The sequence below is a fragment of the Butyricicoccus faecihominis genome, from assembly GCF_024462775.1.
Lineage (GTDB): Bacteria > Bacillota > Clostridia > Oscillospirales > Butyricicoccaceae > Agathobaculum > Agathobaculum faecihominis_A.
The window spans coordinates 1-20,809 of the sequence record NZ_JANGCE010000006.1; the positions used below are offsets into that span (position 1 = coordinate 1).

General features: G+C 58.0%; 22 protein-coding genes. 15 read left to right on the forward strand and 7 right to left on the reverse strand.

All coding sequences use genetic code 11. The features are described from left to right. Positions 1 to 757 precede the first annotated feature (757 nt). Positions 758 to 979 carry a hypothetical protein gene (locus NE562_RS04965; protein WP_280961297.1) on the forward strand — a complete coding sequence of 74 codons (222 nt, stop codon included), beginning with the start codon at positions 758 to 760 and terminating at the stop codon, positions 977 to 979. A gap of 17 nt (positions 980 to 996) precedes the next feature. On the opposite strand, the gene NE562_RS04970 is transcribed toward NE562_RS04965, so the two are convergent. The 4 genes from NE562_RS04970 to rpmB all read right to left on the reverse strand — a co-directional run bounded on the left by NE562_RS04970 (position 997) and on the right by rpmB (position 4,540). Continuing rightward, positions 997 to 3,162, reverse strand: a complete 2,166-nt coding sequence (locus tag NE562_RS04970; RefSeq protein ID WP_280961298.1) for a Tex family protein — start codon at positions 3,160 to 3,162, stop codon at positions 997 to 999. A 75-nt stretch (positions 3,163 to 3,237) separates the two neighbouring features. Further along, entirely contained in the window at positions 3,238 to 3,567 is a 330-nt protein-coding gene (locus NE562_RS04975) for a branched-chain amino acid transporter permease (protein WP_419195990.1), read from the reverse strand. Beyond that, positions 3,568 to 4,254 (reverse strand): AzlC family ABC transporter permease, encoded by a 687-nt coding sequence (locus NE562_RS04980; protein ID WP_280961299.1) that lies wholly within the window; start codon positions 4,252 to 4,254, stop codon positions 3,568 to 3,570. It lies immediately after the preceding gene. A gap of 97 nt (positions 4,255 to 4,351) precedes the next feature. Then, positions 4,352 to 4,540 (reverse strand): 50S ribosomal protein L28, encoded by a 189-nt coding sequence (gene rpmB / locus NE562_RS04985; protein ID WP_280961300.1) that lies wholly within the window; start codon positions 4,538 to 4,540, stop codon positions 4,352 to 4,354. A 282-nt stretch (positions 4,541 to 4,822) separates the two neighbouring features. On the opposite strand from rpmB, the gene hprK reads away from it, so the two are divergent. The 5 genes from hprK (at position 4,823) to NE562_RS05010 (ending at position 9,503) form a co-directional block, all read left to right on the forward strand. Continuing rightward, entirely contained in the window at positions 4,823 to 5,755 is a 933-nt protein-coding gene (hprK, locus tag NE562_RS04990; protein WP_280961301.1) for an HPr(Ser) kinase/phosphatase, read from the forward strand. 158 nt (positions 5,756 to 5,913) lie between these two features. After that, complete coding sequence (locus NE562_RS04995; protein ID WP_280961302.1) at positions 5,914 to 6,636, forward strand: phosphatase; 723 nt, start codon at positions 5,914 to 5,916, stop codon at positions 6,634 to 6,636. Between the two features lie 24 nt (positions 6,637 to 6,660). Next, positions 6,661 to 7,581, forward strand: a complete 921-nt coding sequence (locus tag NE562_RS05000) for an ROK family protein (RefSeq protein WP_280961303.1) — start codon at positions 6,661 to 6,663, stop codon at positions 7,579 to 7,581. Between the two features lie 237 nt (positions 7,582 to 7,818). Beyond that, on the forward strand, positions 7,819 to 9,072 hold the full coding sequence (locus NE562_RS05005) for an N-acetylmuramoyl-L-alanine amidase (protein WP_280961304.1): 1,254 nt from the start codon (positions 7,819 to 7,821) through the stop codon (positions 9,070 to 9,072). 20 nt (positions 9,073 to 9,092) lie between these two features. Further along, positions 9,093 to 9,503 carry a C-GCAxxG-C-C family protein gene (locus tag NE562_RS05010; RefSeq protein WP_280961305.1) on the forward strand — a complete coding sequence of 137 codons (411 nt, stop codon included), beginning with the start codon at positions 9,093 to 9,095 and terminating at the stop codon, positions 9,501 to 9,503. A 151-nt stretch (positions 9,504 to 9,654) separates the two neighbouring features. Here the strand turns inward: NE562_RS05010 and NE562_RS05015 are convergent, their stop codons facing one another. The 3 genes from NE562_RS05015 to NE562_RS05025 are packed head-to-tail and all read right to left on the reverse strand — an operon-like array spanning position 9,655 to position 11,160. Further along, positions 9,655 to 10,221 carry a chromate transporter gene (locus tag NE562_RS05015; RefSeq protein WP_280961306.1) on the reverse strand — a complete coding sequence of 189 codons (567 nt, stop codon included), beginning with the start codon at positions 10,219 to 10,221 and terminating at the stop codon, positions 9,655 to 9,657. Continuing rightward, on the reverse strand, positions 10,218 to 10,760 hold the full coding sequence (locus NE562_RS05020; protein ID WP_280961307.1) for a chromate transporter: 543 nt from the start codon (positions 10,758 to 10,760) through the stop codon (positions 10,218 to 10,220). Before NE562_RS05020 ends, NE562_RS05015 begins: the two co-directional genes overlap by 4 nt. A 28-nt stretch (positions 10,761 to 10,788) precedes the next feature. After that, on the reverse strand, positions 10,789 to 11,160 hold the full coding sequence (locus NE562_RS05025) for a VOC family protein (protein WP_280961308.1): 372 nt from the start codon (positions 11,158 to 11,160) through the stop codon (positions 10,789 to 10,791). A gap of 154 nt (positions 11,161 to 11,314) precedes the next feature. Here NE562_RS05025 and NE562_RS05030 point away from each other — a divergent pair, with 154 nt between their 5' ends. The 9 genes from NE562_RS05030 to NE562_RS05070 all read left to right on the forward strand — a co-directional run bounded on the left by NE562_RS05030 (position 11,315) and on the right by NE562_RS05070 (position 20,783). Next, positions 11,315 to 13,318 (forward strand): DHH family phosphoesterase, encoded by a 2,004-nt coding sequence (locus NE562_RS05030; RefSeq protein WP_280961309.1) that lies wholly within the window; start codon positions 11,315 to 11,317, stop codon positions 13,316 to 13,318. Between the two features lie 21 nt (positions 13,319 to 13,339). After that, positions 13,340 to 13,786 carry a 50S ribosomal protein L9 gene (rplI, locus tag NE562_RS05035; RefSeq protein WP_280961310.1) on the forward strand — a complete coding sequence of 149 codons (447 nt, stop codon included), beginning with the start codon at positions 13,340 to 13,342 and terminating at the stop codon, positions 13,784 to 13,786. 167 nt (positions 13,787 to 13,953) lie between these two features. Continuing rightward, positions 13,954 to 15,303 (forward strand): replicative DNA helicase, encoded by a 1,350-nt coding sequence (dnaB, locus tag NE562_RS05040; RefSeq protein WP_280961416.1) that lies wholly within the window; start codon positions 13,954 to 13,956, stop codon positions 15,301 to 15,303. 3 nt (positions 15,304 to 15,306) lie between these two features. Then, positions 15,307 to 16,641 carry a tRNA lysidine(34) synthetase TilS gene (gene tilS, locus NE562_RS05045; protein ID WP_280961311.1) on the forward strand — a complete coding sequence of 445 codons (1,335 nt, stop codon included), beginning with the start codon at positions 15,307 to 15,309 and terminating at the stop codon, positions 16,639 to 16,641. A gap of 5 nt (positions 16,642 to 16,646) precedes the next feature. Then, positions 16,647 to 17,189 carry a hypoxanthine phosphoribosyltransferase gene (gene hpt, locus NE562_RS05050; protein ID WP_280961312.1) on the forward strand — a complete coding sequence of 181 codons (543 nt, stop codon included), beginning with the start codon at positions 16,647 to 16,649 and terminating at the stop codon, positions 17,187 to 17,189. 42 nt (positions 17,190 to 17,231) lie between these two features. Next, positions 17,232 to 19,160 carry an ATP-dependent zinc metalloprotease FtsH gene (gene ftsH, locus NE562_RS05055; protein ID WP_280961313.1) on the forward strand — a complete coding sequence of 643 codons (1,929 nt, stop codon included), beginning with the start codon at positions 17,232 to 17,234 and terminating at the stop codon, positions 19,158 to 19,160. Between the two features lie 81 nt (positions 19,161 to 19,241). After that, the gene (locus tag NE562_RS05060) at positions 19,242 to 20,018 is read left to right on the forward strand and encodes a hypothetical protein (protein ID WP_280961314.1); all 777 of its coding nucleotides are present in this window, start codon (positions 19,242 to 19,244) and stop codon (positions 20,016 to 20,018) included. A gap of 106 nt (positions 20,019 to 20,124) precedes the next feature. Continuing rightward, on the forward strand, positions 20,125 to 20,568 hold the full coding sequence (locus tag NE562_RS05065) for a hypothetical protein (RefSeq protein WP_280961315.1): 444 nt from the start codon (positions 20,125 to 20,127) through the stop codon (positions 20,566 to 20,568). A gap of 20 nt (positions 20,569 to 20,588) precedes the next feature. Beyond that, positions 20,589 to 20,783 carry a helix-turn-helix transcriptional regulator gene (locus NE562_RS05070; protein WP_280961316.1) on the forward strand — a complete coding sequence of 65 codons (195 nt, stop codon included), beginning with the start codon at positions 20,589 to 20,591 and terminating at the stop codon, positions 20,781 to 20,783. The last annotated feature ends 26 nt before the right edge of the window (positions 20,784 to 20,809 follow it).

The following is a 20,809-nucleotide window of genomic DNA, read 5'->3' on the forward strand; positions in this document are numbered from 1 at the left end:
GGTTATCTCCCACCGAATTTGTAGGGCGCGACGCCCTCGGCGCGCCGAGAATGCAACTCCATCAAAAGTGGGCGCGCGAAACTTTTTTAGGAGGTTCGCTGGCGCTCACGATGAAATGCGCGGCGGTAGCCGCGACCGGCGGGCCGAGGCGTCCCGCCCTACAACGAAAAGGTTGCTACTGCTGCAAATGGGTTATCTCCCACCGAATTTGTAGGGCGCGACGCCCTCGGCGCGCCGAGAATGCAGCTCCATCAAACGTGGGCGCGCGAAACTTTTTTAGGAGGTTCGCTGGCGCTCACGATTCAAATGCGCGGCGGTAGCCGTGAGCGGCCGCGTGGGGTCACGCGGCCCTACAAGGGCGTAGGGCGGGGTGACCCCACCCCGCCGTCGCGGCTACTGCCGCGTATTTAAATCGCGAGCGTAGCGAGCCATATAAAAGGAGCACCCAGCGGGTGCTCCTTTACACATCTTCATTTTCAAGGCAATATTCGATCATGGATATCACGATATTGTTCCAGCTTGTATTATTGGCAAATGCGATTCGATCGATTTTTTCAACCAGAGATTTTTTGATATATAAAGATTTGTAGGTCGTTTCTTCTTTATTCTGTGCCTGATTATAAGTAAATCTCACCGCTATCACCATATTGATTCTAACAGAAGTCCCCATCATATGGTAAACCAGAAATTTCTGATATAAATTTCTGTGAGATACAAAGAGGCCCGAATGCCGTATAATAAGGCGGGAGGTGATAGCATGATAACCGATGAATGCCTCAACAAATGGTGCGTTTACTATGAGTCTGAAAAATGCAGACTGCCCGGCATCTCCGTTAATGTATTTGGTATGTGTGAGAGCTGCGTCATGCTTGAACCGGATGAGGCCATAGCCGCGCCGCTGCGCCGGGAAACGGTCAGGCACTTCGACGAGATGGACAGCGCGATCGAGGAACGAATAGAAAATGACCGCCCGGTTTAGTAACCGGGCGGTCATTTTTACTGTTTTGGTGTCGAAGCTTGCTTGATTGATAGGGAAATGCGGTGTGTTTTGGGGTCTACGGAGAGAACGGCCACATTGACGATATCGCCTACCGTCAGCACCTCGGAGGGGTGGCGGATGAACTTATTGCAGCACTGCGAGATATGGACCAGTCCGTCCTGATGCACGCCGATGTCGACGAACGCGCCGAAATCGGCTACATTGCGCACCGTGCCGGTCAACTGCATGCCGGGCTTTAGATCGTTCAGATCCAACACGTCCGAACGCAGCAGCGGGGGCGGCAGCTCGTCGCGCGGGTCGCGGCCGGGCTTTTGCAGTTCGGATACGATGTCGTCCAGCGTCGGCACGCCGACGCCGCAGCGCTCCGCCGCGTTTTCGCGGCCCAGCTCGCGCACGCGTGCGGTTAGCTCGCCAAGCTTGCCCGCCGCCGCGTCCTGCACGGTGTAGCCGCACAGCGTGAGCAGCGTTTCGGCCGCCTTGTAGGATTCGGGATGTACCGCCGTCCGGTCGAGCGGGTTGGCGCTTTCAGGCACGCGCAGAAAACCCGCGCACTGCTCGTATGCCTTGGGGCCTAGGCCCTTTACCTTTAATAGCTGTTTGCGGCTCTCAAACCGGCCGTTTTGCTCACGGTAGGCGGCAATATTTTTGGATACCGCGCCCGTGACGCCCGCGACCCGGCTCAGCAGCGCGGGTGAAGCCGTGTTCAGATCCACACCGACCGAGCTGACACAGTCCTCCACCACGCCGTCCAGCGCTTCGCTGAGCCGCGCCTGCGGCATGTCGTGCTGGTATTGGCCTACGCCGATCGCCTTGGGATCGATCTTGACCAGCTCGGCGAGCGGGTCTTGCAGCCGCCGGGCGATCGACACCGCCGAACGAAGCGAAACGTCGAATTCCGGAAATTCCTCCGCGCCCAGTTTGGAAGCGGAATAGACCGAAGCGCCCGCTTCGGATACCACCATATAGGAAAGCGCGCCGCCGTATTCGCGGATGAATTCGGCCACAAAGATCTCGCTTTCCTTGGAAGCCGTGCCGTTGCCGATCGCGATGCAGGAGATATGGTGCAGGTCGCAAAGGCGTTTCAGGGTCTTTTTCGCGTCCTCTATCTTCTTATGCGGCGGCGTGGGGTAGATCACCGCCGTTTCCAGCACCTTCCCGGTCTCATCCACCACGGCCAGCTTGCAGCCGGTGCGGTAGGCCGGGTCAAAGCCGAGCGTCACGCGGTTTTTGATGGGCGGCTGCAACAACAGCGGACGCAGGTTGAGCGCAAAGGTTTGGATCGCCTGCTCGCTTGCCGCGTCGGTCAGCTCGTTTCGCAGCTCCCGCTCAAGCGAGGGGAACAGCAAACGGCTCCAGCTGTCCGCCGTGGTGGCGCGCAGCAGCTCACCGAACGGATTTTTGGGGTGAAGAACGGCGCGGTTCAGGTTTACCAGCGCTTCCGCGTCGTCCACGGTAAGGGTCACCTTCAGCTTGCCTTCCTTTTCGCCGCGGTTGATGGCCAACACACGGTGACTTTGCAATTTGCGCACCGGCTCGGAAAATTCGCGGTACATGGTATAAACCGAATCTTCCTCATCCAGCCCGGCGGTGTGGAGTACGCCGGTGCGGTGGATGAGCCCGCGCAGGCGGCCGCGGAGCGCTGCGTCGTCCGATATGTTTTCCGCTATGATGTCGCACGCGCCCGCGAGCGCCTCTTCGGCGGTCGCGACTTCCTTTTCGGGGCTGATATACGGGGCGGCCAGTTCCTCGGCGGTGGGGATGGGACTGCGCGCGGCAAGCAGCGCTTCGGATAAAGGCTGAAGCCCCTTTTCGCGCGCGATCGACGCGCGCGTGCGGCGCTTGGGGCGGTAGGGGCGGTACAGGTCGTCCAGCGCGGCCAGCGTCTGCGCTTCCATGATCGCGGCCTTCAGTTCGTCCGTCAGCTTGTCCTGCGCTTCGATGGAGGCGAGAATATCGGCGCGCTTTTCCTCTAAGCTGCGCAGATAGGCCAGCCGGTCGGCCAGCGTGCGGATCAGCTGGTCGTCCATCGTGCCGTGCATTTCCTTGCGGTAACGCGCGATAAACGGAACGGTGTTGCCCTCGTCCAGAAGCTGAACGACGTTTTTGACATGCTCTTCCTTTTGGCCCAGCTCACGGGCCAGAATTTGTATCATTGTTTTCATCAAAATTCTCCTTTAATAGCTGTACTTATTTTACCAAAAATAAAAGACATGGTAAACCCATGTCTTTCGGCAATTTCAGATAAAAACAGCCTGCACCAAAAACATATAAAGCGCCGTGCCCACGCCGATGGAAAGCAGGTTGTTGCGCTTCCATGCGTGCAGCAGCGCGACGACGGCAATGCAGAGCAGCTCGGGCGCGCCGTGGGGCGCGGAGACCCAGCTCACATTTTTGACACAGTACACCACCAGCAGCGCGATCACCGCGGGCGGCAGCGCTTCGCCCAAATAGCGGACGATGGGCGGGATGGGCTTTTTCCCGTTGAACAGCAGGAAAGGGGCCACGCGCGTGGCGAAGGTGCACACGGCGGCGACAAGGATCATAGCGAGCGTACGGCCAAAGCTCACTTACGCCACCTCCTTAGACAGCTTGCCGCGCATGGCGACCAGCATCACGCAAATGGCCAGCATGGCGGGCAGGATAAACCGATCCGGCCCAAGCAGCGCGAGCGATACGGCCGCCGCGCCCAGCCCGAGAAAGGCGGGGATATGGCATTTGCTGCTTTTCCATTGCTCGACAAAGATGACGGTGAAAAGCGCGGTCATAGCAAAGTCGATACCGGTCGAATCGAACGGCAAAACGCCGCCGATCACCGCGCCGATGACCGAGCCGATGATCCAGTAGCTTTGATCGAGCAGCGCGATCGCAAACCGCATGGCGCCCGGGTCTACGTCCGCCGGCGTTTTGAGCGAGCAGAGCAGGGAATAGGTCTCGTCGGTCAGCGAAAAGATCATGTACGGTTTTGCCTTGCCCATCTGCTGGAACTGCTCTAAAAAGGATAGGCCGTAAAATATGTGGCGGCAGTTGAGAAGCAGCGTCATCACCGCGACGGTAACGAGAGAAGCGTTGGCGGATAACAGCGAAACGAGCAAATACTGGCCCGAGCCCGCGTAGATCGTCAGGCTGGAAAGGAATGCCCAAGGGGGCGCAAAGCCCGCGTCCCGCAGCATGACGCCGAACGCGAAGCCGATAAACAGATAGCCGCACAGCACCGGAACAGTCACGGCGAAGGCGGGGCGGAATGCCTTTTTCATGGGTTACACTCACCTACGGATTTTGAAAGAATATCAATAGAAAAGCGCTCTGCAAGCAGAGCGCTTAGGATGCTTTTCAACGTTTGCCCTGATAAAATCAGACCGCACGAGTAACCTTGCCGGAGCGGAGGCACCGAGTACATACGTTGACATGGCGGGGAGTACCGTCGATAAGAGCCTTGACACGGCGAACGTTCGGCTTCCACGTCCGATTAGAACGGCGATGAGAGTGAGAAACCTGAATACCGAAGGTAACGCCCTTGCCGCAAATATCGCACTTTGCCATTTTCCTGCACCTCCTTTTTCCACGCATTGAGTAACGCATATTATATTACCACAAACTTCTGCTAAATGCAAGCGCTTTGTGAAAAAAAGATATGCTTTTTCGGTTTTTCTGTGTTTTGCAGGGGAGAGCTGGAAAACCGTTGAAAAGGTGGCGAATCTGGGGTATAATACGGTTATAACAGATAATCCGGGAGCAAATTTTTCACCATGCCGGTAAAGCTGCGGCGTGCAAAGCCGCTCCGCACGCGCGGTGTGTGTCGGAATAGAAGAAGGGAGAAACCACATGCAGTTAAAAGAGTTCGGCGTTAGTCTGGGTGATTTGGTGCAGGAATTCAACTTCGAGGTCGTTCATGGCCCTGAAGGGTTTGAAAAGATAGAGATTACCAAGGACGACGTCAGCCGTCCCGGCTTGCAGCTGGCCGGTTTTTATGATTTCTTCGATCCCAACCGTATCCAGATCATGGGCAAGGTCGAAACCAGCTATATGGAGCAGCTCGATCCAGAGGCGCGCAGCGCCAGCTTTGACCGGCTGTTCGCCACCGGCATTCCCGCGATGATTATTTCCCGCAATATCGACGTTTTTCCCGAGTGCATGGCGGCGGCGGAAAAATATAAGGTGCCGATCCTGCGCACCAACGAATTTACGTCTACCGTGATGAGCGCGATCATCGCCTCTTTAAAGGTAAATTTAGCGCCGCGCATCACGCTGCACGGCGTGCTGATCGAAATTTACGGCGAAGGCGTGCTGCTTTTGGGCGATTCCGGCGTTGGTAAATCCGAGACCGCGATCGAGCTGGTCAAGCGCGGCCACCGCCTGATCGCGGACGACGCGGTCGAGATCAAGCGCGTTTCGGACAAGACCCTTGTCGGCACCGCGCCCGAAGTCATCCGCCACTTTATCGAGCTGCGCGGCATCGGCATCGTCGATGTGCGCCGCATCTTCGGCGTCGGCGCGATCAAAATGACCGAAAAAGTCGAACTCGTCATCAATCTGGAGCCTTGGGAGGACGGCAAGCAGTACGACCGCTTGGGGCTGGACGGACAGACGACCAGCATCCTCGATATCGCCGTACCCAGCCTTACCATTCCGGTCAAGCCCGGGCGCAACCTCGCGGTGATCATCGAGGTCGCAGCCATGAACGACCGCCAGAAGAAGATGGGCTTTAACGCCGCCAAGGAATTGCAGGAGCGCATGCTCCGGCAGTACGGCAACTAAAAAGTACGCAGCGTCGCTGCACGCTGGCGACCGCGGGTCGCCCCTACGGTACGGAGGGTTTGCTTTTCAGCCCCTCGTGTTGCCGCAGGGGCGACCTTTGGCCGCCCGTTTATGGCAACGGGTGCGTTTTGTATGAACAAAGGAGATTATAGTACTATATGAAAATCGTCGCAGACCTGCACACGCACACCAGCGTATCCGATCACGCTTACAGCTCGCTCCGCGAAATGGCGCAAGGCGCGCGAAGGGCCGGACTTGTCGCCATCGGCATCACCAACCACGGCCCCGCCATGGAGGACGGCGCGCACCAGTGGCACTTTGCCAATCTGGACATCATTCCCCGGCAGATGGAGGGCGTAACCGTGATCCGCGGCGTCGAACTGAATATTTGCGCGCCGGACGGCCATGTTGACGAAATGGGCGGCCGGGGCATGCACGCGGTCGAGTTCGCTCTCGCTTCGTTTCATGATGATTGCTACCCGCCCGCTACCCGCGCCAAGCACACGGAAGCGCTCGAAGCCGTGCTGCACAATCCGCAGGTGAACGCGCTTGGCCATCCGGGCAACAACAAATTCCCGTTTGATATGGAATACATTATTTCCCGCTGCAACGAATATGGAAAGATTGTGGAGATCAACAACAATTCGCTGCACATTCGTCCGGGCAGCCGGGAAAACTGCGCCGAGATCGCGCGCCTGTGCAAGAAATACGAGGTGCCGGTCGTGGTCAACAGCGATTCACACATTGAATTTACCGTGGGCCGGGTGGACGGCGCGCTCGCCATGCTGGAGGAGATCGATTTTCCGGAGGAACTGGTGATCAACAGCAGCGTGGAGCGGCTGAACGCTTATTTTACGGGCCGAGGCATCCACCTGTTTTAAAACAGGCCGAAGGAGGAAGAGAGAATGAGAATTGGCATCGATCTGGGCGGCACAAGCGTAAAGGTGGCCCTTTGCGGCGAGGACGGCTCGCTGCTGCGCAAGCAGAACTGCCCGACCCGTACCGGGGACCCGGACGGCCTGCGCGCCGATATGAAGCGGCTGGCGCTCGCCCTGTGCGCCGAGCACGGCATAGGACCCGACCGGGTGACGCAGATCGGTCTGGGCGTGCCGGGTTCGCTGGATAAGGCAAACTGCCGCCTGATCTTCGGCACCAATCTCGGCATGAACGAGGTCGGTTTCGCGCACGCGTTCGAGCCGGAGTTTTCTTGCCCGGTGGGGCTGGATAACGACGCGAACTGTGCGGCGCTTGGCGAAACGATCGCCGGCGCGGCGCAAAACGCGAAGGATGTGGTCATGATTACGCTCGGCACGGGCGTGGGCGGCGGCATCGTGATAGACGGCAAGCTGTATTCCGGCTTCAACGATATCGCGGGCGAAATCGGCCATATGGTGATCCATCAGGGCGGCGAGCCGTGCAACTGCGGCCGTTTGGGGTGCTTGGAGGCATACGCCTCGGCCATGCATTTTGTAAATTTTGCCGAGCGGGCGCTGGAAGCCGGCCGCGAAAGCAGCATGATGCAGTACAAGGGCAAGCTCAACGCCAAAATGATCTGCGACGCGGTGGACGAGGGAGACGAGCTCGCGATCGAGCTATTCGAGGAATACTGCCGCAATTTAGCTTGCGGCCTGTCGAATGTGATTAACATCTTCCAGCCGGAATGCATCGTGATGGGCGGCGGGCTGGCCGGTTACGGCGAAAAGCTGCTCGCGCCGCTGCGCCGCCTGACCGAGCACGACACCTTCCGCTGTGAAGAAAAAAACACCAAGCTCGTGGTCGCGCAGCTCGGCAACGATGCCGGCCTGATCGGCGCGGCCATGCTCTGATATAAGAAATTTAAGTAAAGCAGCTTTCCCGGTAAACGGCTTGCAAGCCGCACCCGGGGAAGCTGCTTTCTTTATGTCCATGGCTTGTGGGCGGATACGGCTTTGGGCGCTGTAATATTACAAATTGGTCGAAGTAACCCGTTTTTTATTGAAAAATATCGAATTAGGTGATATACTTTCCGTACTATCACGGCTTCCTGTGGAAGCTATTCACGCGCAGGACGATGGAGGATCACCATGCATTTCAAACGCTTTGCGGCGCTTTTATGCGCTTTTTTCTTTTTACTGCCCGCTCACTCCTTGGCGGCGAACGCCGCGATAGACCCGGAACTGGGAGCGCCCGTGGTACAGCAAAAAACGCCTGAGAAGACGGCCTCGGTCGCGCCCAAGGTCGTGCCTTCGACGCACAAGGTGAAGGTAAACGGCAAGGCGGTGCAACCGCAGGCATATAATGTGGATGGCTACAACTATTTTAAACTGCGTGATATCGCCTATCTGCTCAGCGGTTCCACCGCCACGTTCGACGTCAAGTGGGATAGCAAGGCGCAGGCGATCAATATGATCAGCAATTCCAAATACACCGCCGTGGGCGGGGAAATGGCGGTATCCGCGTCCGGTAAATTGAGTGTTTCCGCCTCGTCCTCCAAGATATTGCTGGATGGGCAGAAGGTAGCGGTCAGCGGTTACAACATTAATGGCAATAACTACTTTAAAATTGCGGATCTGGCAAGCGAGATCGGTTTTACCGCGTTGTATGAAAGCGCGAGCAAGACCGTGCTGATCCAAACTCCGGAGCCCGAACCCGAGCCCACGCCCGATCCGGAGCCTGATCCCGAACCCACCCCGGAGCCCGAGCCCGAGCCCGAACCCGAGCCCGAGCCGCGTACCTCGCAGCTCGACGGCAAGATCACCGTAATCATCGACGCGGGCCACGGCGGCAGCGACCCCGGCGCGAAAAACGAAGAATTGGGGATGGATGAAAAGCATATCAACCTTTATGTCGCGCAGTACTTACAGGAATACCTCGAAGACGAGGGCGTAACGGTCATTATGGTGCGCGATTCGCTGGAAGAAGGCTCATCGCTGTCGCTGCGCGGCGATTTGATGGAGGAATATGTCGATTCGGTTGATCTTTTCTTCGGGCTGCACCATAACGCGGCCAATACACAGGCGCGCGGCGCGCAGGTGCTCGCGCAGATCGCGGATGAGAACGGCGGGCCGACCAAGCTGCTCGCGGAAGAGCTTGCCTACGAATATGAAAAGCTGGGGCTGACCATTCGCCCGACTTGGTTCCGCGTCGGCTCGAACGGCGATTACTACTACACCAACCGCATCGCGGCAAAACTGCAGATTCCCGCGGTGATCAGTGAGTTCTGCTTCATCGACAACGCGGAGGACGCGAAATTTATCGACAGCGAAGAGGACTGGCAAGCGGAAGCGCGCGCGCAGTGCACGGCGATTATGAGCTATTTCTCGCAGGTTGAGTATTAAGGGGAGGCTTCTTTAAGAAAATGGAAACCAGAATGGAGCGGGCCGAGCGCCTGCATAAGATGGGGTACAACTGTGCGCAGTCCGTTGTTTGCGCCTACTGTGACGCTTTCGATCTGGATGAGGAAACCGCCTTTAAAATGGCGGAGGGCTTTGGCTCCGGCATGGGCCTGTTTGAGGTATGCGGCGCGCTGACCGGCGCATTCATGCTCGCGGGCGTGAAGGGCAGCAAGGGCACCGCGCACCCGGGCGAGACCAAGGGCCGGACCTATCAGGCGACCCGTGCGCTCGGTAAGGCGTTTCAGGAGAAAAACGGCTCCTATCTCTGCCATGAGCTGAAAGGCATGACGGACGGCGTTGTTCGCCGCACCTGCCCCGGCTGTATCGAAGACGCATGCCGTCTGATCGAAGAACAGCTGCTGGAAAATAAGTAAGGAAAGGCCGGTAAAACGCGGATTGCGTTTTACCGGCCTTAGACTATCTAGGAATGCCCTCGCGCCGCAGCGCGCATGAAATAGGCTTTTGCCGCTTGCGGCAAAGGCCATAAAAACTCGCGACATGCGGCTTTGTTTCGATCGACTCTTTCTAAAACTGAAATACAACGCCGCAGACCGCGCCGCAGAGAATGAACAGAATGGGATGCAGGCGGGGAAGTTTACACACGGCCAGCAGCATGAGCGCGAAAAACAAAAGCGAGGGCAGATTGATCACGCTGGGCAGCGAGGACAGTCCCGCAAAACGTTCAATGTGGAACAGCGCGGATAGGAACACGCCCCAGATCGCCCCGAGGATGAGCCCGGCGGACGCGGGCCGCAGGCCGTAGAACACATCCTGCACCAGCGCGCTATCGCGAAAGCGCTGCAGCGCGCGGGATACCAGCATGATGATCACGACCGAGGGCAGCACCAGCGCAAACGTGGCCGTCAGCGCGCCGGGCAGGCCCGCGGCGTGGAAACCCGCGTAGGTGGCGGTGTTGACGCCGATCGGCCCGGGCGTTGATTCCGAAACGGCGATCATATTGAGCAGATCGTCCGGCGTGAACCATGGATAGCGCGCGGCGATCTGCTGCAAAAAGGGCAGCGTTGCCAGACCGCCGCCGACCGCGAATAGGCCGGTCTTGAAAAATTCCCAAAACAGCTGTAAATAGATCATTGGCGCCGCCTCCTGATCAGACCGGCGATCACGCCGATCACCCCGGAAAGCACGATCATCAACACCGGAGACAGCCCCAAAAATGCGACCGCGGCAAAAGTGACCACAAGCAAAATGCCGGTGGTGAGATCGATCACGCCGTTTTTCGCCATCTGGTAGACCGAGCGGAGCACGAGCGCGCATACCGCCAGCCGCACACCCGCAAAGGCATGCTGCACGGCTGCAAGGTGGGAAAATTGCGCGATAAAGGCCGCGATGGCCGTAATGATCACAAGGGATGGAAAAACCATGCCGGCTGTGGCGCAGATCGCGCCCCAAACGCCGCGCTGCTTATAGCCGATAAAGGTAGCGGTATTCACCGCGATCACGCCCGGCGTGCATTGACCGATCGCGTAATAATCCATCAATTCGGTATCGGTCGCCCAAGCGCGCCGCTCAACGACTTCGCGCTGCAGCAGCGGCAGCATGGCGTAGCCGCCGCCAAACGTGCACACGCCGACGCGCGCAAAGGTAAGGAACAGATCGAGATAGGGGTTCAAGAAAAGCTTCGCTCCTTTCGGCGGCTCATTACTTTGTGGGGATGATCTCCAGCCAGTAGCCGTCCGGGTCCGAAATGAAGTAAATGCCCATGGTCGGGTTTTCAAAGCAGATGCAGCCCATCTCGGCATGTTTCTGGTGCGCGGCCTCGTAATCGTCCACGCGGAAAGCAAGGTGGAACTCGTTTTCGCCAAGGTTATAGGGCTCCTTGCGGTCCTTCAGCCAAGTCAGCTCCAACTGATGGGGGGTCAGCCCGCCATCGGACAGAAAGACGATGATAAAGCTGCCGTCCGCCGCCTCTTTACGCCGCGCCTCGGTAAGGCCGAGCGCGTCCTTATAAAAGGCGAGCGATCTGTCCAAGTCCAGTACGTTCAGATTATTGTGGGCAAAACGGAATTGCATGATGGTTTTCCTCCTTATTCATTCGGTTCTCCTGCGGATACTGTATCACGAATTGGGCAAAAAGACAATCCGCGCAGGCGATTTTTGTTTACAATACCCCAAGGCAATGTTATAATTAGCGTGAATATTTGCGTCCGAAAGGAGGACGAAGCGATTGCATAAACGAATTCAACGGTCGCTGCAGCCCGGGCAGACGCTGTTTCTTATCATTTTTCTATTATTTGCGGTGGCCGGTCTGTTATACTCGGTGCCTTACGGCATTGCGGGTATCGTGATCTGCGTGCTGCTGCGTCTGATCTCCATGAAGCAGCGCGCCGAGCAAAAGCGGCGCACACAGGAACTGATGGATAATATCCAGCTGAATACGGATGGCACCATCCACCCGTCCATCATTCGTTCGCCGCTGGCGACGGTCGTCGCGCTGGCGACGACGGGCGAGATCATTTGGTCGAACGACGCGTTTGCCGAGCTTTCCGGACAGCTTGGCGGCGCGGTGCACATGCGCATGAGCGAGCTGGCCCCTACCTTTGAGACCCGCTGGCTGATTGAGGGCAAGAACCAAATGCCCGCCGAGCTGCGCATCGGCAAAAAAAGCTTTGAAGTATACGGCTGTATGGTTTCCGGCGGCGCGGGCCAGTTGATGGTGCTGCACTTTATCGACTGCACCGAGTTCGTGCACCTGCGCGACGAAGCCGAGACCAGCCGCCCCGCGATCGCCGTCATCGCGATCGACAACTACGAAGAACTGATGAAGAACACGACCGATTCTGAAAAATCGGCGATTTTGGCGGGCATCGACAAGCGGCTTTCCAGTTGGACAAAGGACAGCAGCGCGATCCTGCGCAAGTACGATCGGGATAAATATATCTTTATTCTGGAAAACAGCGATCTGGCCAACCTAACGGCCAAAAAGTTCTCTGTTTTGCAGGAGGTGCGCGATATCCAGAACCACGAGGGCGTCGTCGCCACGCTGTCGATCGGTATCGGCAAGGACGGCGAGACTCTGGCGGAAAGCTATCGCTACGCGGGTCTGGCGATCGATATGGCGCTGTCGCGCGGCGGCGATCAGGCGGTCATCAAAAACAGGTATTCCTTTGAGTTTTACGGCGGCCTGAGCGAAGAGATGGAAAAGCGCACCAAGGTCAAAAGCCGTGTGGTCGCGGGCGCGCTGAGCCAGCTCATCCGCGATTCCTCGCAGGTGCTCATCATGGGCCACTGTAATTCGGACATGGACGCCATCGGCGCGGCCTCCGGCATGGTGTGCGCGGCGCGCGAAAAAGGCAAGCCGGTGCATATCGTCGTCGACCGGGAGCATACGGTCGCGTCCGAACTGATCGGCCATCTGGAAAGCCTTCCCGAATATAAGGATGTATTCATCGACGCGGAACGCGCGATGGTGCTTTGCGATTTCAACACGCTTTTGATCGTGGTGGATGTGAACCGCCCCGGCTATGTGGAAAGTCAAGCGCTGTTGCAGTCGATCAACAAGGTCGCGGTGATCGATCACCATCGGCGCGCGGCGGATTATATCGAAAACAGTGTGGTCAATCTGCATGAGCCGTACGCCTCCTCGGCTTCCGAGCTGGTCAGCGAGCTATTGCAGTACTTAGTGCCGACCACCGGCATCCTCGCCGGCGAAGCCGAAGCAATGCTCGCGGGCATTTATCTGGATACCAAGGGCTTTTCCGCGCGCACGGGCGTGCGCACCTTTGAAGCCGCGGCTTATCTGCGCCGCGCCGGGGCGGAGGTGTCCGACGTCAAGCATCTGTTCCAATCCACCTTTGACCAGTATATGGAGCGGCAAAAGCTCATTTCCTCCGCGCAGGACTGCGGGCAGGGCGTTATTCTCGCGGTGAGCGCGGAAGAGATCGACCGCGTCGCGGCCGCGCAGGCGGCGGACGAGCTGCTTTCCATTATCGGCACGCGGGCAAGCGTTGTGGCGTTTCGCAGCGGGCCGGATATGGCGGTTTCCGCCCGTTCGGCGGGGCAGGTCAACGTACAGCTGCTGATGGAGCGGCTCGGCGGCGGCGGCAACCACGCGGCCGCGGGCGCGCAGCTGCGGGGAATGGCCGCGGAGGAAGCAAGCCGCGTGATCACCGAGGCGATCGCCGGCTATCTCAGCGATCAGCAGTCTGAAAAATCAAACGATAACAATTAAGAATAAAAGGAGCAAATACCGATGAAAGTCATTTTAAAAGCGGATGTTAAGGGCAAGGGCAAAGCGGGCGACCTGATCGAGGTCAGCGAGGGCTACGGACGCAACTTCCTGATGCCCCGCGGGCTGGCCGAGCCGGCTACGGCGGATAACCTGAACGTCAAGCGCGCGCAGGACGAAGCGCACGCGCGCCGTGTGGCGCAGGAGCAGCAGGCCGCGCGCGAAGCGGCGGAAAAGCTGAAAATCAGCCCCGTCAAGGTTCCGGCCAAGGGCGGCGCGGGCGGCCGTCTGTTCGGCGCCGTCACAGCCAAGGAGATCGCCGAGGAGCTGAAGAAGCAGTACGGCGTCAATGTGCCCAAGAACAAGATCGTGCTCGAGGAGCCGATCAAGACCTTCGGCGTGCACCGCATCAAGGCAAAGCTCTACGCCGAGATCGCGGGCGAGATCCTCGTGCAGGTTGTTGAGGCGTAATAAATTTGTAATTAGTAATGAGTAATTAGTAATTGCGGGGTGGGCTTCAATGGCACTATTTTGTGAGTTGGCGATAATGGGGTGCGGTTCAATTAATTACTAACTACTAATTCCTAATTACTAACTCAGCATTAAAAAGGGGGGATGCCAACGTGGATGAACTTTTAATGCGGCAGGTGCCGCAGGATCTTTCGGCGGAGCAATCGCTGATCGGTTCGATGCTGGTCGACCCGAGCTGCATCCCTGAGGTGATCGAGCAGGTGCGCGCGGAGGACTTCTACGCGGAGGAAAACCAGCGCATTTTTGAAGTGATCTATTCCATGTTTAACGGCGCGCAGCGGATCGACCCGGTCACGGTGCTGGATATGCTGACGCGCATGGGCTACTATGACGAGGCGGGCGGCAGAGCGTATCTGTTCCAGTTGATGGAGGTCACGCCCAATACGCGCAATGTGGGCGAATACCTGCGCATTGTGCGCGACAAAAGCTTGCTGCGGCAGCTCGCGGACGCGGGCGCCGAGATCCAGCAGAACGCCATGGAGGCGCGGGGAGAAGCCTCTTCAATCGCCGAGCTGGCCGAGCAGCGCATTTACGCGATCCGTCAGGGGCGCGAGATCAAGGGCCTGTCCCGCCTCAGCGAGGTCATTGCCGACCTTTACAACGAGCTGGACGAGCGCGCCAAGTCGGACAGCGATATCCCCGGACTGTCGACCGGCTTCCACGCGCTGGACACCGCGCTGACCGGCCTGAACAAATCCGACCTTATTTTGATCGCGGCGCGTCCCGGCATGGGCAAGACCGCATTTGCGCTGAATATCGCGCTCAACGCGGCCAAGGCGGCGGTCAAGGGCAAGCCGAAGGGCTACAAAAAGGGAACGGGCGTGTGTGTGTTCCAGCTCGAAATGGGCAAGGGGCAGCTCGCCAGCCGTTTTCTCTCCAGCGAAGCGCTGATCGAATCGCAGAAGCTGAAGACCGGCAACCTCACGCCGGATGATTGGGTCAAGATCGCGCGCGCTTCTTCGGTGCTCGCGGGCGTGGACATTTATGTGGATGATAATCCGGCCATCACCGTGCCTGAGATCAAGGCCAAGTGCCGCCGTCTGGGCGACGAACTTGGGCTGATCGTGATCGACTATTTGCAGCTGATGCATTCGGGCGGCCGCCATTCGGATAACCGTGTGCAGGAGGTGGCCGAGATCTCGCGAAGCCTCAAGATCATGGCCAAGGAACTGAACGTGCCGGTCGTCTGTCTGTCGCAGCTCTCGCGTGCGAGCGAGCAGCGCGCGGATAAACGGCCGATGCTATCCGACCTGCGTGAATCCGGCGCAATCGAGCAGGACGCCGATATTGTTATGTTTATTTACCGCGACGATTACTACGACGACGAGAGCGAAATGAAAAACATCGCCGAGATCCTTTTGGCAAAAAACCGGCACGGCGCGACCACCACGATCGAGCTGCAATGGGTGGGCCAGTATACGACCTTCTCCAACCCCGACCGTGTGCACGAGGCGTAGACGATGCTGAAACAAGTAGCGGATACGATCGCGCGGTACGGCATGTTAGAGCCCGGCGGCGAGGTGCTCGTCGCCCTATCCGGCGGAGCGGATTCGGTGGCGCTGCTGCGCGCCTTGCTCGCTCTGGGCTATCGGGCGCGGGCGTTTCACTTGAATCACTGCCTGCGCGGGGACGAAGCCGAGCGGGATGAGGACTTTGTCAGAACCCTGTGCGCTTCCCTCGGCGTGCCGCTTGCGGTCCGCCGCGCGGATATCCGCACAGCCGCCGCGGAGCGGGGCGAAAGCATCGAGACCGCCGCGCGGCACCTGCGCTATCAAATGCTGGCGGAGGACGCGCGGGGCGCGCGTATCGCGACAGCCCACACGGCGGACGATAACGTGGAGACCGTGCTGTTTCATTTAACGCGCGGCACCGGCCCCAAGGGCCTCGGCGGTATTCCGCCCGTGCGCGGCGCGATCGTGCGTCCGCTTCTGGAAACAGGCAGGGCGGAGATCGAAAGCTACCTTGCCTCCCTTGGCCAGCCGTTTGTAACGGACAGCACCAATTTTTCCGTGGATTATACGAGAAACCGTATCCGGCACGAGGTCGTGCCCGTGCTGCGCGATATCAATCCCGCGCTTTGCGCGGCGGTCAGCCGGTTGACCGCGCTCGCGCGGCAGGACGAAATCTATTTGGAAAAGCTCGCGGGAGAAGCGCTGGAAAATGCGCGGCGGCCCGGCGGCTTTTGCGTGAAAACCCTGCTGGAAGCAGACGGCGCGGTGCGTTCGCGCGCGCTGCGCCAGCTGCTTGCGGAAGCGGAGGTGCCTCCGCGGCAGACCGCGCAGCGGCATATCGCGTTACTGGAGGGGCTGCTGCGCGCGGACGATCCATCCGCCGCGCTCGATTTGCCGGGCGGCTATCGGGCGTATCGGATCTATGACACCGTTGCGGTGCAAAAGGCGGAAGAAGCGCCGCGTTTTGACGAAATTCCCCTTTCCGTTCCGTTTCATGGTCCGGTCGGCCCCTCCGGCACGTGGCTCACGCTTGATCGGCAAGAAAAAAATTCGGCTTTTTACAATTCATTCAATACTTTTTGCGTGGATTGTGGTAAAATAAACTTTGAAACCTTGTCCGTTCGCGCGCGTAAAGCGGGCGATCGCTTGCGTCTGACCGACGGAGGCGGCAGCCGGACGCTGAAAAAGCTGATGATCGACCGCCGCATTCCCCGTGAGGAACGCGATCGGCTGGCCGTAGTGGCCGACCGGGACGGCGTCATCGCGGTCGAAGGGCTGGGCATGGACTGTTCCCGCCGCCCATTGGGCGGCGATAGCATAGAAATAAGATTTGAGAGGATCTAACGGCAATGAGGAACGACATCAAAGAGGTGCTGTTCACCGAACAGCAGCTAAAGGACAAAGCGCGGGAGCTCGGCGCACGCATCACGGAGGATTATCGGGATAAAAACCCGCTGATCGTCAGTGTGCTCAAGGGCTCGTACGTGTTCATGGCCGATCTGACGCGGCAGATCGACGTACCCTGCAATGTGGATTTTATGGTGGTATCGAGCTACGGCAAGGGCACCAAGACCACGGGCGAGGTGCAGATCATCAAGGATATCGAACAGCCGATCGACGGGCGCGACCTGCTGATCGTGGAGGATATCCTCGATTCCGGCGTCACGCTGCATTACCTGATGCAGATACTCACGGCGCGCGGCGCAAACTCGATCCGCCTGTGCACGCTTTTAAGCAAACCCTCCCGCCGTAAGGTGGAGGTAAAGGTCGATTACCTCGGCTACGAGATCCCGGATGAATTTGTCGTGGGCTACGGGCTCGACTACGCGGAGAAATACCGCAACCTGCCGTATATCGGCATTCTAAAGCCGGCCGTTTACGGCGCGGAGTAAAATTACCCCAAAGGAAGGTGTGGTACCGAATTGAAAGGCAAAATGAAAGGCTTTGGCCTTTACCTGATCATACTGGTGTTCCTGCTGGCGGGCGTCAGCTATGTGCTCAGCCAGTCGCAGAAGTCTGAGGAGATCCAGTATTCCGACGTTGTCCGCCTGTTTAAAGAGGAGCAAGTCGAAAAGGCCGTTGTAGACGAAAACCAGATCATCACCATGCAGCTCAAGGACGGCTCGATGCGCTCCTTCGACCTTGGCGATTATGTGGGCGTTTTCCACGACGACCTCAAGCCCGAGCTGCTGGAGCAGATGGAAAACGGCACGCTGCAGGACTTCACGTACAAAACGCAAAATATCCCGTGGTGGGCCAGCTTTGTGCCCTACCTGATCCTCATCATCCTGCTCGGCGCGTTCTGGTATTTTATGATGAACAAGCAATCGGGCGGCGGCGGCAATCCGATGCAGTTCGGCAAGGCCCGCGCCAAGCTGGCGCAGGATGATAAGCGCAAGGTCACGTTTGAAGATGTGGCGGGCGCGGACGAAGAGAAGGCCGAGCTGCAGGAGATCGTTGAATTTTTGAAAAATCCGCAAAAGTTTGTGCAGATTGGCGCGCGCATCCCCAAGGGCGTGCTGCTGGTGGGCCCTCCGGGCACCGGTAAAACGCTGATCGCAAGAGCGGTCGCGGGCGAGGCGGGCGTGCCCTTCCTTTCGATCTCGGGTTCGGACTTCGTCGAGCTGTATGTCGGCGTCGGTGCGAGCCGTGTGCGCGACCTGTTTGAGCAGGCCAAGAAAAACGCGCCCTCCATCGTCTTTATCGATGAGATCGACGCGGTCGGCCGTCAGCGCGGCGCAGGCCTCGGCGGCGGACACGATGAACGCGAGCAAACGCTCAACCAGTTGCTCGTCGAGATGGACGGTTTTGGCGCGAACGAAGGCGTCATCGTCATCGCGGCGACGAACCGGAAGGATATTCTGGACGGCGCGCTGCTCCGTCCGGGCCGTTTCGACCGGCAGGTCTACGTCGGCGCGCCTGACGTCAAGGGCCGCGAAGCCATTCTGAAGGTACACGCGCGCAATAAGCAGTTCGATCCGGACGTAAAGTTCGATTCGATCGCCAAGACGACGGCGGGTTTTACCGGCGCCGATCTGGAAAACCTGCTCAACGAGGCGGCGCTGCTTGCCGCGCGGCGCAATAAGAAATTCATTACGCTTGAAGAGATCGAGGAATCGCTCCTCAAGGTCGTTATGGGCGTGGAAAAGAAGACCCATATCATCACCGAGAAGGATAAAAAGCTGACCGCCTACCACGAAGCGGGTCACGCGGTCTGCTTCCACGTGCTGCCCACGCAGGACCCGGTGCACCATGTGACGATTATTCCGCGTTCCTCCGGCGCGGGCGGCTTCACCATGCCGCTGCCCGAGGAGGATCAGGCCTACCGCACCCGCGGCTATATGGAGGAATACATTATCGTATGCCTCGGCGGCCGTGTGGCGGAGCAGCTGGTGATGGATGATATTTCGACCGGTGCGTACGGCGATATCAAGCAGGCCACGCAGATGGCGCGCGCCATGGTCACCAGCTACGGTATGAGCGACCGGATCGGCCCGATCGATTACGCGGCGGACAACGGCGAGATCTTCCTTGGCCGCGACTTTGCGGCGGGCAAGGGCTATTCCGAGGTCAAGGCCGCCGAGATCGATGAGGAGATCCACCGCATCATCGAAGAGGCGCACCGCCGCTGCGAAAAGCTGCTTACCGAGCACCGCGAGGAAATGAAGCGCGTTGCCGAATATCTGATCCGCAATGAAACGATGGATGGCGATGTGTTTAAGAAGGTCTACAACGGAGAGCTCGTACCGGATAAACAGGTCGGCGAAGACCTGCTGGAAGAGCTGAACAATGAAAAGACCGAGACACAGGCAGAGGCTACCGTGATCACGCCCGAAGGCGAGCGGAAATCCAGCCAGCCGTAAAATATAACGTGCGAAACGGGCGCGCGGCAGACCAAAGGGTTTGCCGCGCGCTTTTTCTATTTGGGAAGGGAGAGAAAAGCAGTGCCAAAAGAAGCAACCGGACAGGAGCGTTTTCCATACAGCGCGGAACAGGCACGTGAAAACCTGATACAAAGCATTAGCGTGGCCACGGATCTGCATCTTGACCGCTCGGCGCAGACGGAAAACGGCTATTCTTTAAACGTGCACGCGGATAAAGGGCGGTATTCCAATAAGGGAGAGTCGATCTCCATATGGATCGACCGGCTGGGTGCTGCGGAAACGCTGGTCCGCGTATCCTCGCGGTTGGAAGCCTCGCTGCAGTTAGCTGATTGGGGCAAAAATCAGGCGAATGTGGAGCGGGTGCTCTCCTTTGTCAAAGCGCCCATTTCAGCGGAAATCGAGACCGAGACCCGGAAACACGATAAGCCCCAACGGCCAAAGGAGATTTTACCCTGCCGCTATTGCGGCGGTTATCCTTATCTGCAAAAGTCGTCAAGCGGCATGCTGTTTGTCTATGCGGACCGGATCGAGTACCATGTTGTCAAAAAGCAGTTTGCCATTCCCCTGCAGGATATCATCAGCGCGGAACTGTTCACGACCGAGCAGCTTTCTCAGCGCTTTACCGCCACGCGGCTGTTGGCGCTCGGCTTTCTGGCGTTCGCCGCGCCGAAGAAGGAGCGCAACGAATCGAGCGTTGTCACCGTCACCTATCGACTCGGCGGCATGGAAAACAAGTTGTTTCTCCGCGCGGATGAGAAAAGCCGTACCGGTCCAAGCATTCGTTTGCATGCCGCCATCCTGCGCGCCAAGGTGGAAAGCAATGCGGTGCAGGAATAAAAGCGCATAGTAAAACTCCAATGTAAAAAGTTCTTGACATTTTGCTGAATAGGACATATAATACATATGTCAAAACAATTTAACATTTTGTCAGGAGGATTAGAGAATGAGATATGTGGCTTTTATTGCGATACCCTGCTTATTGCTGGGCTTGTCCTTTGGTTTTGCGTATTGGATCAGGAAGGGAAAGTCCGAACGGGCAAGATCGGTCGCGGAGCGCTTCGGTGTGACCAAAATGGATGAAATGGAACGTGTGATACAGTATAAAGCGGTGGTGATCGCCTATAATGTCATGTTATTTGGTTTGCTTGGCTGTACATTTTACAGTTCCTTTGTCAAACGGGAGGCCTTGCCGCTCTCGAATCTCGTGCTGCTGCTCGGCTTACTGACACAAGGCACCGCGACGCTCGTGCTGCGCTATCGTAATACGAAAGGCGACGAGGAATACCGGCCGTATGCACCTTGGAAAACGCTGCTCTGGATTGTCGGCATTGCCGCGCTGATCGGCATATTGGGTGGCCTGCTGACAATCGCTGGTCTAGCTTTGTAAGCAAAGGGAGGCGGCTGCTTATGCGAAACAATATTAAAGAGCTGCGCAAGGCGAAGGGGCTGCGGCAGGAGGACATGGCAAATCTGCTCGGCGTATCGCGTCAGACCGTTGTGGCCATGGAAAACAACAAATACGATCCCACGCTGGAGCTGGCCATGAAGGTCGCGCGTCTGCTGGAACGGCCGGTGGAAAGCATTTTCTTTTTAGATGCATAACTGCATAACGATGATTGAATAAAAAG

Excerpts from the sequence above, each read along its gene's own strand:
- NE562_RS05025 (WP_280961308.1), bottom strand. The coding sequence starts at position 11,160 with ATGCAATTCCGTTTTGCCCACAATAATCTGAACGTACTGGACTTGGAC.
- NE562_RS04980 (WP_280961299.1), bottom strand. The coding sequence starts at position 4,254 with ATGAAAAAGGCATTCCGCCCCGCCTTCGCCGTGACTGTTCCGGTGCTG.
- NE562_RS04995 (WP_280961302.1), top strand. The coding sequence starts at position 5,914 with ATGAAAATCGTCGCAGACCTGCACACGCACACCAGCGTATCCGATCAC.
- NE562_RS05000 (WP_280961303.1), top strand. The coding sequence starts at position 6,661 with ATGAGAATTGGCATCGATCTGGGCGGCACAAGCGTAAAGGTGGCCCTT.
- hprK (WP_280961301.1), top strand. The coding sequence starts at position 4,823 with ATGCAGTTAAAAGAGTTCGGCGTTAGTCTGGGTGATTTGGTGCAGGAA.
- NE562_RS05005 (WP_280961304.1), top strand. The coding sequence starts at position 7,819 with ATGCATTTCAAACGCTTTGCGGCGCTTTTATGCGCTTTTTTCTTTTTA.
- NE562_RS05015 (WP_280961306.1), bottom strand. The coding sequence starts at position 10,221 with ATGATCTATTTACAGCTGTTTTGGGAATTTTTCAAGACCGGCCTATTC.
- NE562_RS05065 (WP_280961315.1), top strand. The coding sequence starts at position 20,125 with ATGAGATATGTGGCTTTTATTGCGATACCCTGCTTATTGCTGGGCTTG.
- NE562_RS05070 (WP_280961316.1), top strand. The coding sequence starts at position 20,589 with ATGCGAAACAATATTAAAGAGCTGCGCAAGGCGAAGGGGCTGCGGCAG.
- ftsH (WP_280961313.1), top strand. The coding sequence starts at position 17,232 with ATGAAAGGCTTTGGCCTTTACCTGATCATACTGGTGTTCCTGCTGGCG.
- tilS (WP_280961311.1), top strand. The coding sequence starts at position 15,307 with ATGCTGAAACAAGTAGCGGATACGATCGCGCGGTACGGCATGTTAGAG.
- NE562_RS04965 (WP_280961297.1), top strand. The coding sequence starts at position 758 with ATGATAACCGATGAATGCCTCAACAAATGGTGCGTTTACTATGAGTCT.
- rpmB (WP_280961300.1), bottom strand. The coding sequence starts at position 4,540 with ATGGCAAAGTGCGATATTTGCGGCAAGGGCGTTACCTTCGGTATTCAG.
- hpt (WP_280961312.1), top strand. The coding sequence starts at position 16,647 with ATGAGGAACGACATCAAAGAGGTGCTGTTCACCGAACAGCAGCTAAAG.
- NE562_RS05010 (WP_280961305.1), top strand. The coding sequence starts at position 9,093 with ATGGAAACCAGAATGGAGCGGGCCGAGCGCCTGCATAAGATGGGGTAC.
- NE562_RS04970 (WP_280961298.1), bottom strand. The coding sequence starts at position 3,162 with ATGAAAACAATGATACAAATTCTGGCCCGTGAGCTGGGCCAAAAGGAA.
- dnaB (WP_280961416.1), top strand. The coding sequence starts at position 13,954 with ATGCGGCAGGTGCCGCAGGATCTTTCGGCGGAGCAATCGCTGATCGGT.
- rplI (WP_280961310.1), top strand. The coding sequence starts at position 13,340 with ATGAAAGTCATTTTAAAAGCGGATGTTAAGGGCAAGGGCAAAGCGGGC.